General features: G+C 63.4%; 11 protein-coding genes. 9 read left to right on the top strand and 2 right to left on the bottom strand.

The genetic code is table 11. The features are described from left to right. Positions 1 to 47: 47 nt before the first annotated feature. Entirely contained in the window at positions 48 to 1,166 is a 1,119-nt protein-coding gene (locus tag TSA1_RS12945) for a branched-chain amino acid ABC transporter substrate-binding protein (protein WP_100176706.1), read from the top strand. Positions 1,167 to 1,247: 81 nt separating this feature from the next. On the opposite strand, the gene TSA1_RS12940 is transcribed toward TSA1_RS12945, so the two are convergent. Continuing rightward, positions 1,248 to 1,634 (bottom strand): response regulator, encoded by a 387-nt coding sequence (locus tag TSA1_RS12940; RefSeq protein ID WP_174718885.1) that lies wholly within the window; start codon positions 1,632 to 1,634, stop codon positions 1,248 to 1,250. A 235-nt stretch (positions 1,635 to 1,869) separates the two neighbouring features. On the opposite strand from TSA1_RS12940, the gene TSA1_RS12935 reads away from it, so the two are divergent. From TSA1_RS12935 to TSA1_RS12925, 3 genes are read left to right on the top strand one after another with little or no spacing between them, the layout of a single operon-like run. After that, a complete protein-coding gene (locus tag TSA1_RS12935; protein WP_100176705.1) occupies positions 1,870 to 4,677 on the top strand; it encodes a PAS domain S-box protein in 2,808 nt (935 codons plus the stop codon). A gap of 58 nt (positions 4,678 to 4,735) precedes the next feature. Beyond that, a complete protein-coding gene (locus TSA1_RS12930) occupies positions 4,736 to 5,731 on the top strand; it encodes a P1 family peptidase (protein WP_100176704.1) in 996 nt (331 codons plus the stop codon). Positions 5,732 to 5,781: 50 nt separating this feature from the next. Then, a complete protein-coding gene (locus TSA1_RS12925; RefSeq protein WP_097658250.1) occupies positions 5,782 to 5,994 on the top strand; it encodes a KTSC domain-containing protein in 213 nt (70 codons plus the stop codon). Positions 5,995 to 6,006: 12 nt separating this feature from the next. Here TSA1_RS12925 and TSA1_RS12920 read toward each other — a convergent pair whose 3' ends face one another. Beyond that, entirely contained in the window at positions 6,007 to 6,798 is a 792-nt protein-coding gene (locus tag TSA1_RS12920; protein WP_100176703.1) for an EF-hand domain-containing protein, read from the bottom strand. A gap of 252 nt (positions 6,799 to 7,050) precedes the next feature. Between TSA1_RS12920 and rpe the strand changes: the two genes are divergently transcribed. The 5 genes from rpe (at position 7,051) to TSA1_RS12900 (ending at position 12,398) form a co-directional block, all read left to right on the top strand. After that, positions 7,051 to 7,752, top strand: coding sequence for a ribulose-phosphate 3-epimerase (rpe, locus tag TSA1_RS12915; RefSeq protein ID WP_100176702.1), 702 nt, complete (start codon positions 7,051 to 7,053; stop codon positions 7,750 to 7,752). 165 nt (positions 7,753 to 7,917) lie between these two features. Then, positions 7,918 to 8,061, top strand: a complete 144-nt coding sequence (locus tag TSA1_RS39645) for a hypothetical protein (protein ID WP_174718884.1) — start codon at positions 7,918 to 7,920, stop codon at positions 8,059 to 8,061. Between the two features lie 5 nt (positions 8,062 to 8,066). After that, a complete protein-coding gene (locus tag TSA1_RS12910; RefSeq protein ID WP_100176701.1) occupies positions 8,067 to 8,246 on the top strand; it encodes a hypothetical protein in 180 nt (59 codons plus the stop codon). Between the two features lie 22 nt (positions 8,247 to 8,268). After that, positions 8,269 to 8,460, top strand: coding sequence for a hypothetical protein (locus TSA1_RS12905; protein ID WP_063195324.1), 192 nt, complete (start codon positions 8,269 to 8,271; stop codon positions 8,458 to 8,460). 221 nt (positions 8,461 to 8,681) lie between these two features. After that, on the top strand, positions 8,682 to 12,398 hold the full coding sequence (locus tag TSA1_RS12900; RefSeq protein WP_100176700.1) for a CHAT domain-containing protein: 3,717 nt from the start codon (positions 8,682 to 8,684) through the stop codon (positions 12,396 to 12,398). The last annotated feature ends 6 nt before the right edge of the window (positions 12,399 to 12,404 follow it).

The following is a 12,404-nucleotide window of genomic DNA, read 5'->3' as shown; positions in this document are numbered from 1 at the left end:
CGGGCATGCCCGGCAACTTCCACAGGCGACCACCCGCGAGGTATCTCATGAAATCACTGAAGCTCATCGGTCTGGCATTCGGCGTATCGATCGCGCTGTCGAGCGCGGCATTCGCGCAGGATGTCACCGTCGCAGTCGCAGGTCCGATGACCGGCGGCGAGTCCGCCTTCGGCCGCCAGATGAAGAACGGCGCCGAAATGGCCGTGGCCGATATCAACGCCGCCGGCGGCGTCAACGGCAAGAAGCTCGCGCTTTCCGTCGAGGACGATGCCTGCGATCCGAAGCAGGCGCGCTCGATCGCCGAGAAGATCGCCGGCGCGAAGATCCCGTTCGTGGCCGGGCACTATTGCTCGTCGTCGTCGATCCCCGCCTCCGAAGCCTATGCCGACGGCAACGTGCTCCAGATTACCCCCGCCTCCACCAATCCGAAGTTCACCGATGCGGGACTTTGGAACGTGGCGCGCGTCTGCGGCCGCGACGACCAGCAGGGCCTGGTCGCGGCGCAGTACATCGCCAAGAACTACAAGGGCAAGAACATCGCGATCCTCAACGACAAGACCACCTACGGCAAGGGTCTTGCGGACGAGACCAAGAAGGCGCTCAACAAGGCCGGCATCACCGAGAAGATGTACGAGTCCTACAACAAGGGCGACAAGGACTTCAACGCGATCGTCTCGCGCCTGAAGCGCGACAACATCGACCTCGTCTATGTCGGCGGTTACCACCAAGAGAGCGGCCTGATCCTGCGCCAGATGCGCGACCAGGGCCTCAAGACGATCCTGATGGCCGGCGACGCGCTCGCCGACAAGGAGTACGCCTCGATCACCGGCCCGGCCGGCGAAGGCACGCTCTTCACCTTCGGCCCCGACCCGCGCAACAAGCCGACCGCCAAGAAGATCGTCGAGGCCTTCAAGGCCAAGAACATCGACCCCGAAGGCTACACGCTCTACACCTATGCGGCGATGCAGGTCTGGTCGCAGGCGGCCAAGAAGGCCGGCACCACGGACGCCAAGAAGGTCATGGCTGCGATCAAGGCCGGCAAGTGGGATACCGTGATCGGCCCGATCGAGTATGACGCCAAGGGCGACATCAAGCAGCTCGACTATGTCGTCTACAAGTGGGACGCCAAGGGCGGCTACGCCGAGATCAAGGGCAACGGCACCTGAGCGCGGCGCGGGCCCTCGAGCCCGTCATGCGAACCTCGTCAACGCCCCGGCTTGCCCCGGGGCGTTTTTTTCGCGGCAGTATCAAACGGCTGCGGGCAGCTCGCCGGTAGCCGCGGTCTGGGCCTTGCGAAGCGCCTGCAGGAGATCGTTCGGTCGAAACGGCTTTTGCAGGCAAATCACGTTGGCGAGGTGGGGCGACTGTTCCATGAAATCCAGCGCCGTCATTCCGGACACCGCAACGATGGGAAGCCCCGGCGCGCGCTCCCGCAGGGCCGCGATGACGTCAACACCGCTGATGTCGCCAAGGAAGATATCGACGATCGCCGCGTCAAACGGGCTTTCCGCGAAGGTCTTCAGCCCGGCCGCGCCATTGTCGGCCTCGGCAACCTCGTAATGGTTGACCCGGAGCACGATCGCGACCATCGCGCGCACGTCCTTCTGGTCGTCGATGATGAGAACGCGAGGCATGGGAACAACTCCCGCAGATCGACCAAATCGTATGATTCAAACCTGGAACCCGGCACAGTAGCAGGGCATTATGACACCGCCCAGTAAAGCGCATCTTACCTGATCCCTGTTCCGCGTTCCCACCCAAATTAAGTAAACTGTAACCTTCGGTTGAGTCGTCGCTGCAACAGTTCGCGACACGCGCGCGGAACGGGTTACCGTGAAGGTCAGCCTGCCCGGATCTTGGAATGCGGAGATGCTCAAAACGGGTCTGCACGACATGAATGCGCCTGCGATCGACCGAAGCACCTTTCTTTCAACCCTGCCGGCCACGTCGGCCGACCGAACCGCGGCCTTATGGATCGTCGGCATTTCCTCGATCCTGTTCGCCCTGGCCGTTCCGTTCGCAGGTATCCCGTTACTTCCGATCCCGGCCTTCGTCGCGAGCTATCAATCGGCCCTGGCGGTCAGCGACATCGTCACCGCCGTGCTGCTGCTGTCGCAGTTTTCGGTGTTGCGGACCCGCGCGCTGTTGTGGCTGTCGAGCGGCTACCTGTTCACCGCCGCGGCGGCGCTGGTGCACGCCCTCACCTTCCCCGGCCTGTTCACGCCGACCGGGCTGTTTGGGGCGGGCAGCCAAACCACCGTCTGGCTCTACATGATCTGGCACGGCGGCTTTCCGCTCTTCGTCCTCGGCTATGCCTGGCTGAAGGAAAAGGACGGCGGCCCCAGGGTCAGAGGCACCACGCGCAACGCGATTTACGCCATCGTGCTCGGCGTGGTCGCGGCCATGGGGGCCTTCACCTGGATCGTCACCGGCCAGCACGATCTGTTGCCGGTGCTGCTTCGCGACGGCCGTTACACTGCGACCATGATCGGGGTCGTGTCCTTCGTGTGGTCGCTGAGCTTTGCCGCGCTCGTTTCACTGTGGTTCCGCCGCCCGCATTCGGTGATCGACGTCTGGCTCATGGTCGTGATGTGCGCATGGCTGTTCGACATCGCGCTGTCCGCGATCGTCAACGTCGCACGTTTCGATCTCGGTTTTTATGCCGGCCGTCTCTACGGCCTCTGCGCGTCGAGCTTCGTGCTCGCCGTGCTGCTGATCGAGAACGTTCGCCTTCAGGCCCGAACGGTGGGTCTCGTCGGCAGGCTGCGCGAGCAATCGGCATCGGATCGGGACTTCTACGGCAAGCGGCTGGCGCTCTATGGCGCCGTCGTCGAATCCTCCAACGATGCCATCATCACCCAGTCGCTCAACGGCGTCGTCACCGGCTGGAACCGCGCCGCCGAGGACCTGTTCGGCTATTCCGCGGCGGAGGCCATCGGCAAGCCGATCGACATCATCGTACCGAACGATCGCAAGCCGGAAGTCAGGAGCATTCTCAACCGCATCAGCGGCAACGAATCGATCGCCCAGCACGAGACGGTCCGAATCAGAAAGGACGGTCGCGAGATCGATGTCGTCCTCAATGTCTCGCCGCTGAGGGCGGAGGACGGGCAAATCATCGGCGCCTCCAAGATTGCCCACGACATCACCGAGGAGAAGCAATCCAGGGAAAAACTTCGCCGGGAGATCGAGGAGCGGCAACGCATCTTCGAGACCTCGCAGGACCTGATCCTGGTCACCGACGGTTTCGGCAATTTCATCCAGGTCAGCCCGAGCGTGAAGGACATCCTCGGCTTCAGCCCGGAAGACATGATCGGACACAGCGCGACCGAGTTCATCCACCCCGACGATCTCGACAAGACGCGGGAGGAGATGCGCGCGGCGCGGCGCGGTGCGGTCAAGCGCAGCTTCGAGGCGCGCTACTATCACTACGACGGTCACGAGGTCACACTGAACTGGATGGGCACCTGGTCGGAGCCCGTGAAGCGCCATTTCTTCATCGGACGAGATCTGACGGAGAAGCAGGCCGCCGAGGCTCAATTCCGCCAGGTGCAGAAGATGGACTCCATCGGCCAGTTGACCGGCGGCGTCGCGCACGACTTCAACAACGTGCTGACCGTCATCACCGGCACGATCGGTATCCTGGCCGACGCCGTCGCCGACCGCCCCGAGCTCGCTGCCATCACCAAGCTGATCGACGATGCCGCCGAGCGCGGCGCGCAGCTGACCAAGCATCTGCTCGCCTTCGCCCGTAAGCAGCCGCTCCAGCCGCGCGAGATCGACGTCAATGCGCTGGCGCTCGAAGCGGCCAAGCTGCTGCACCCCACCCTGGGCGAGCAGATCACCATCGTGCCGCAGCTCACCGAGGATGCATGGCCGACGCTGGTCGACCCCGGCCAGCTGTCCACGGCGATCCTCAATCTCGCGCTGAACGCCCGGGACGCCATGCCCGAGGGCGGGACCCTGGTGCTGGAAACCCGCAACATATTCCTCGACGACGGCTATGCCAGCATGAACCCGGACGTCGTTGCCGGCAGTTACGTGATGATTGCCGTCAGCGACACCGGCTCCGGAATCCCGCCGGAGCTGATTGACCGCGTGTTCGACCCCTTCTTCACCACCAAGGAGGTCGGCAAGGGCACCGGACTCGGGCTCAGCATGGTGTTCGGCTTCGTCAAGCAGTCGGGCGGCCACATCAAGATCTACAGCGAGCAGGACCACGGCACGAGCGTGAAGATCTACCTGCCGCGCTCGAGCGGCGTGCAGGAGACCGAGATCGAGGCGCTGCAGAATGCGCCCATCACCGGCGGCAGCGAGAAGATCCTGATCGTCGAAGACGATGCGCTGGTGCGGCAGTATGTGGTGACCCAGGTCAGGAGCCTCGGCTATACCGCGCTCGAGGCCGCCAACGGCGCGGATGCCCTGACCATCATCGACAGCGACAAGACCATCGACCTGCTCTTCACCGACATCATCATGCCGGGCAACATGAACGGTCGTCAGCTGGCCGACGAAGCCGCCCGGCGCCGCCCCGACCTCAAGACGCTGTTCACCTCGGGCTATACCGAGAATGCCATCGTCCATCACGGCCGGCTCGATTCCGGCGTGCTGCTGCTGGCGAAGCCCTACCGCAAGTCCGAGCTCGCCAAGATGCTCAGGACAGCCCTTGCCAGTTGAGCCTGCGGCATCCCTGCGCTATCGCTGAAGCGCAACGCCTTCAGCCGACGGAGCCGCCTTGAAGAATCTCCTCACCGATATCGCCGGCGTCCGCGTCGGCCATGCCGAGGATGCCAAGGTCGCCTCCGGCACCACCGCGATCATCTTCGACCAGCCGGCAGTCGCAGCCCTCGATGTGCGCGGCGGAGCCCCCGGCACGCGGGAGGATGCGCTGCTCGATCTTGCCAGCACGCAGGAACGCGTCGATGCGATCGCGCTGTCCGGCGGCTCTGCCTTCGGGATCGAGGCCGGCGGCGGCGTGCAGGCCTGGCTCGCCGAGCAGGGCCGCGGTCTCAATGTGCGCGGTGCGGTGATCCCGCTGGTGCCGGGTGCGATCATGTTCGACCTGCTCAACGGCGGCAACAAGTCCTGGGGCCGCTTCGCGCCGTATCGCGATCTCGGCTACGCCGCGGCGGCGGCCGCAGGTGACGATTTCGCACTCGGCAGCGCCGGCGCGGGCCTGGGAGCCACCACCGCGACCTTCAAGGGCGGGCTCGGTTCGGCTTCGGCGGTTCTCGCCAGCGGCATCAAGGTCGCCGCGATCATGGTCGTCAACGCGGTCGGCAGCACGACCGTCGGCGAAGGGCCGTGGTTCTGGGCGGCGCCGTTCGAGGAGAACGGCGAGTTCGGCGGGCGCGGCCTGCCGCCCAAATTCACGCCGGACATGCTGGCGATGCGCATCAAGGGCGGCCCCGCAGCGAGCGCGCGCGAGAACACCACGATCGGTGCGGTCGTCACCGATGCGACACTCACCAAGGCCCAGGCCAAGCGGCTCGCGATGATCGCGCATACCGGAATGGCCCGCGCGATCTATCCGGTGCATGCCCCGACCGACGGCGACGTGCTGTTCGCGGCTGCGACCGGTGAAAAGCCGATCGAGCCGCTGGTCGGCCTCACCGAGCTCGGCACCGTCGCCGCCAACGTGGTCGCGCGCGCCATTGCGCGGGGCGTGTACAACGCAACCGCGCTGCCGTTTACAGGTGCGCAAGCGGCGTGGAAGGACAGCTTCGGCTAGAAACGAAACGGCGAGCACAGCGCTACCTTGGCGGACCAGGGTGTAACACCATGCCGTCTTCGGTGATCCGCTTCTTTCGCTATGCGCCCGACACGCGCGAGCTGAAGGTGACCTTCGTCAACGGACGCCTCTATGTCTATGAGGACGTCCCGTCCGAGGTGGCCGCCGCGTTCAGGGAGGCACGCTCAAAGGGGGTGTTCTTCAATCACGAGATCCGCGACCGCTATGCCTGTCGTGACATCACGCACGAGCATGCCGGCTAATTCAGATGCCGCTTACACGCTCATCGACATGGACGAGCCGGCAGCCGCCGAAGCGCCCTGCCCCTGCCCACCTTGCTGCTGCATCAACTGCGCGAACAGATCGTAAGCCGAATTGCGGGGGCTGGAGGCGCCCGGGACCGTCGTCGACATCTTGAAGCCGTCTGCATAGGTGACGGTGGTGGTGGTCGAGCCGTCCGCGGCCGTCGTCGTGGTCGAGGTCGATCCGCCGCCGGACTTCGACGAGGAATCCGATCCATCGCCCGCGCCGCTGGCACCTTGCGCGTGATGGTGGCTGCCGTGCCCGCTCTTCAGCGCCTTCGACATCTCGTCCAGGCTCACATTGCCGTCCGCATTGGAGTCCAGCTTGGAGAACACGTCGTCAGCCTGCGCGAGGTTGGTCCCGCCGGCGCCCAGCGCGTCCTCGAACTCGGATTTGGTGATGCTGCCGTCGCCGTCCGCATCGATCTGCGAGAACAGATCCTTGAGTGCAGCATCCCGGCTGTTCGACGTCGAGGAGGTGGAGCTCGCGGAGGTCGAGCTCGTCGCACCGCTGGTGCTATCGGCCGATTGGCTCTGCGCGGCGATCAGCGCGCTCATGGTCTCCGGCGAAATTTGCGCGCAACTGCCTGAATTGACGGAGGAGGTCGCGCCGCTGGTCGTGCTGCTTTTGCCGCTGTCGATCGCAAACGGATTGGTCGCGCCCTGCGCAGACCCCGTCTTGTGCGTCGAGGAGGACGATTTCGAGTTCGTCAGTGACTGGATCGCGTCGAGGGCGCTCGAGACGGCACCAAGGGCGAACAACATTGCACAACTCCAACCAATGCGGCATGCCGCGGCCAATGTTCTGCAGGCGAGATCAGCAAGCGTCGTGCCAGCGCGAAAAGTTCAATGAAATCTGCTGCTGCCGCACCCCAGGCGGCCTCGGCACATCGGCAATTCGTGCCGGTCGCGGCAGAAATTTCCGCCCACAGGAAGCACGCCTCCCTGCATTGCCCGCCGTGGAGGCCCATGTTAGGCGAGGCCCATCTTTCACGGCTCCTTCCGGGAAACCGCGCCATGACCCAAGCCTTCGTCCCCCGCCCCCTGGCCATCGCACCCTCGATCCTGGCCTCGGATTTCTCCAGGCTCGGCGAGGAGGTGCGCGCGGTGGACGCCGCCGGCGCCGACTGGATCCATCTCGACGTGATGGACGGTCATTTCGTTCCCAACATTTCCTACGGCCCCGACATCATCAAGGCGATGCGCCCGCACACCAAGAAGGTGTTCGACGCGCATCTGATGATCTCACCCTGCGATCCCTATCTCGAGGCCTTCGCGAAAGCCGGCTGCGACCACATCACCGTGCATGCGGAGGCCGGTCCGCATTTGCACCGCTCGCTGCAGGCGATCCGCGCGCTCGGCAAGAAGGCCGGCGTCTCGCTCAATCCCGGCACGCCGATCAGCACGCTCGAATATGTCCTCGACCTCGTCGACCTCGTGCTGGTGATGTCGGTCAATCCCGGCTTCGGCGGCCAGGCCTTCATCCCCTCGGCGATCGGCAAGATCCGCGACATCCGCGCGATGACCGCGGGACGCCCGATCGACATCGAGGTTGACGGCGGCGTCGGCCCCGATGTTACGGGTGCGCTCGCCGCGGCGGGCGCCAACGCCTTCGTCGCCGGCACGTCCGTGTTCAGAGGCGGCACCCAGGACGCCTACAAGGCCAACATCGCCGCGATCCGCAACGCGGCGCTGGGAGCACGCGGCGAAGCGATTTGAGCCAGATCGAGCGGCGCAAGCGAACGACCGGAAATCTCGCGGCTTTTACGGGTGTTGCGACGCGCAATGCCTAAAATTGCAACCTTGATCCGTACTCATCCGGACTTCACTGATTCGCGCAAATCACCGCAAGTGACTCCTGCCTGCTTTTGACGGGAGCACATCATGGCAATGACCCTGATTTGGACTGGCGTAGCGTTGTGGCTCGGATTCAACGTGGCGGTTGCAGCTCGCAGCCTCTATGTGGCGCAACCGGTGAAGATCGCGACCTCCGCCCGCATCGTCCACCTTCATCGCCGCCGGAGCTGAGTGCCATGCAGATCGCACTCGTGAAGCGCCAGCCGAAACGCAGGTGCCGCATTCCGCGCCGTCCGCATCCGGGCCTCGATTACTTCTTCGGCCGCCTCGAGCGCACCGACGGCACGCTGGACGACGATGCGGGGCTCGACACGACGGACCTCGACCACTCCTTTCCGTCTCAACGCCGACACTGAGATTTACTTTCCGGACCGCCCCATGAAACCGCACTGCCCGAACTGCCTCAAGGAAATGACCAAGGCATCCGCGTCGCGTAATCTGTTCAATTGCGAGCCCTGCCGCGAGATCATCCAGTATTTCGGCGGTAGCGCAGATCACGGCGAGCCCGGCCCGCAGTTCTCCTGGCCGATCCGCCGCAAGCGCGTCGCCCACACCGCTCACGCGGCTTGAACTCGTCGCCTGCCGAGGTCGACCGGCAATGAGCCGAGCGGGCGCGGTCGCATCGCGCCCTCGAGATCATGCTCGGTTTGCCTGCCGCTGCGCGGCAAGAGGCGTACAAGAGGCGTAGAACTGCCGATGCCTCCCAATACCTTCGCTCACAGATTGTAGGACGATTACTTTTCGGCTAAATTACATCGGCTCTTAGCCAGATTAGCCAAAGGTCGCGTCTCATGCCTGGAGCGGTCTATCGGACCTTCGCGGTTCGCGTCTGGTGCGGCTCCAAGGAGGAGCCTGACGCGCGCATTATCCAGCAGCCGGATCACGTTGCGCCGCAAGCCCGGAGTGAACGGAAGGAGACCGCGCTCTGGGTCCAAGTGTGGGGCTCGACCCCGGGAGAAACGAACCCAGGCGAGCCGGAACGAGTTACGTATAGCCCCGACCTTTTTGTTCGGAAGGACGCAAGCGGCGAGCCGGTCAATCTGCTGGATCAAATCAAGGATCGGCAGGGAGGGGATGCGGTCCTCTATCAGGTAGGTGCGATCCTCGCCGAACTCATTTTCCCCAAGGCCGTACGCTCCAACTTTCTGGCGAGCAGGCGCAAGGTCAAGGACGTCGGCGAGCGGTTGCGGCTGCGGCTGGTGCTGCAGGTGCCCGAACTCAAGTCCCTTCCATGGGAGTATCTCTATCTGCCGCCGAAGGAGGAAATCTGCGACCCTTCGGGCTTTCTGGCGCTGGATCAGGACATCTCCATTGTCCGTCACGAAGACATCGGAGGTGAGGAACCATCGACGCCGCACGGCGGCAAGTACCGTTTGGTTGCCGCGTTCGCAGGCCCGGATGGTCAGCCAAAGCTGAACCTCGAGGGTGATCGCGAGGCCATCGCCGCCGCGCTTGAAGCAATCTCGAAGAATTCCAAAGGCGTCATCGTCTCGACGGCCTGGGGCGGACAGGGGACCCGCGAGGAATTGGAACGACTGCTCAAGGGCCCTTGCGACGTGTTCCATTTCTCAGGCCATGGCTATTTCTGGGAAGGAGAAGGCAGCCTGCTGCTCGTGGGGGCGGACAGGAAGAGCGAGAAATATGAGGGGAGCAAACTCGCGCAACTCCTCGGCGATGCCAAGGTGAAGGTGGCTATCCTGGAGGCCTGTGAGAGCGCAGAGCGCGGCGACAACCCGTATGGCGGAGTCGCCGCCGCACTCGTCCTCAAGGGGCTTGCGGCGGTGGTTGCGAGCCAATACCGGCTACGCGACAAGAACGCCGTTGCCATCGCCAAAGCGATCTATCCCCGCCTGCTGTCCGGCGAGACCATTGACCACTGCATCTTCCAGGCTCGCAAGAGCATCTTCCAGCAATCGGCCCTGGGAGATCGCGATTGGGGCGCGCTCGTACTCTACCTGCGGGGTGATCAAGGTGTGGTCTTTCCACAACAAGAAACCGAAGATCGAAAAGTATCGGCACCTTGCATCGAGGCGCCACCACTTCAAATGCCACTGATCGGTCGCGCCGACCAGCTCGAACAGCTCGCGGCGCAGGTCAAACCCGGCGTCAACCTGTTCCTGCACGGCAATTTCGGCGTTGGAAAGACCAGTCTGGCAGCGCAGCTGTTCAATCAGGTTTCGACCAGCGCGCCGATCGAACGCGGCCGCATCTGGCATCGCCTTGGAAAAACCACCCCCGAACGCGCCATCGAGTCTCTTGCGAGACTCTTTCCGGGCCGAAAAGTCTCGGAGGCCGACGGGCTGGCCGCCAAGACCGAGGCCTTCAAGGCTTTGTTGGCGAGCTTTCCGGGATTGCTGATCGGACTCGACGAAGTATCCGATCAGACGATCGGACGTGCCGTGCTGGATGCCACAAATGGCTGCGCTGTGATGATGAACGGCACCGCGCCGCTCAAGCTGAACGGAGTACAGGATGTCAAAGTTAAGCCGCTGAGTGCGGAGGCTGCCAGAGAGCTGTTCCTTTCACTATGCCAAGTGTCTGCAGCCGACCTGAACAAGGCTGACTTGATTTTGGTGGACAAGATCTGCAAGCGCATGGGTCGCCTTCCGCTCGGAATCAGGCTGGCGGCCTCCAAATGCGCGGAGGGCGACTCGTACAAGACCCTGTGGTTGCGGCTCGAGACGGCCCCCGAAACGATCTCGAACGACGAAGTTCAAGTTCTGTTCAAGGCAAATTACGACGAGCTGGCGTCGCTTCCATGTGCTCAAAGGCTTCTGGTCAGGATAGCGAGCTTCCCGGCTCTCGAGGCTTCGTTCGCAGCCTTGCAAGCCGGCGAGAAGATCAAGGAGTTCTTCCCAGCCAAGGACAAGCTGATATCACTGGGTCTGCTCGATGCCATAGGCCCCGATCGCCTCAGCCAGCACCCGCTGCTCGCCGAACACGGCAATCCTGCCCTGGATCGAGAGCAGGTCGCCTCCGAGCGTAGATATGCCGAACAATGGCTCGAAAAATACGCCAGAGACAATCGGAAAAACCATCCGATGCTGGAGAAGGAGCAAGACAACCTACTCGGACTGCTGGACGACTTCGTCCAGAGCGAAGAGCCAGGCCACCTCGACCGGGTCATCGCAACTTTGCGCAATCTATTCGACTTTCTGCGTATCAGGGGACTTTGGTCGGAGGCGTTCGAGAGGATCGATGCGTGCCTGAGCAGCGAGCAGTATCTGAGCGATGAAAATCGCGGATGGGCCTTCCTGCACCGCGCGATACTGCACACACTGCTCGCTCGCTATGACGATGCGCTCAGCGATCTGGTCAGGGCCGCGCAACGTTTCGAGTGTGATGGCGATAGCGTCAATCTTGGACGCGCGCTCTACCGACGAGGCGTCGTTCACGTTCTCAAGGGCGACCTGATGCTGGCAGACCAGGATCTCCGGGACGGCATTGCGCACATGTCGTTCGATCCGTTACTGGCTGGCGCCGATCTCGCGGGAGCATTTGCGCGACAAGGCGCTGTCCTGGCCCAGCAGGGACGCCGGACTGAGGCGCAGGAGGCGTATCGACGTTCCCTGCGATTGGCGGAGCAGATCGGCGACGACGAAGAGCAAACGCGCGCCCATCTCGGTCGGGGCGCCATGAATCAGGCTACCGATCCCGCGCAGGCACTAGCCGACTTCGACCAGGCGCGCCGCCTCGCGGAAAAGACCGGCGACCAGATCCAGCGCGCGAGCATCCTCCACCTGATCGGCTGCCAGCACTACTACTCGGAGCACTATGAAAAGGCGCAGGCGTGCTTCGCTGATGCGATGCGGCTGTTCCAACAGTTCGGCTACCAGAACGGTATTGCCAAGTGCCTCGTCGCCTTCGGCAACCTGGCGCTCGCGGAACGCCGCTACGACGAGGCCAGACGGAACTACGAACAGGCGATCGAGCTGAACACCTCGCTCAAACAGGCAGGAGCCGCGGCTTACGCCACCTACCAATTGGCCGTCGTAGCGCAGCGCGATGGGCGTTTGGACGATGCCGAGCGCGGCTACGATGAATGCCAGAAATATGCGCACGCGGAAAAGGATCGTGTACTCGAGGCCGCCGTGGCAGCGCAGCGCGCGAAATTGATGCTTCAGAGAGACAAACCACAAGCCGCCGCATTGCTCGCTCGGAAGGCCTCCGATCTGGCAAAGGCTCTGGACGACAAGCTGACGCAGATTACGGCTTCGTCGGCACTTGCCGTCGTGCTGGGGACGCTGAAGCAGGAGGGGGCCCAGGAGGCGATGGCCGCAGCCGCGACGGCCCGCGCAACGATCAAAGGTGTAGAGGGCGAGCTTCAGAGTTTGAGCGATGCCAAGACGACGACGGAGATTTCCGACCGAATTTTCAACTCTGAACTTCCCGCTCCAAGCAGTCCCGACAGAATTCCCGACCGGATCATCGCCAACGAAATACCCGATCGGGTTATGCATGATTTGACTTACGACGACAGCGACGATGATGGCGGCGGCCTGATATAGGGAGAC

The sequence above is a fragment of the Bradyrhizobium nitroreducens genome, assembly GCF_002776695.1.
GTDB lineage: Bacteria > Pseudomonadota > Alphaproteobacteria > Rhizobiales > Xanthobacteraceae > Bradyrhizobium > Bradyrhizobium nitroreducens.
This window is presented reverse-complemented; position numbering and strand designations above follow the sequence as displayed.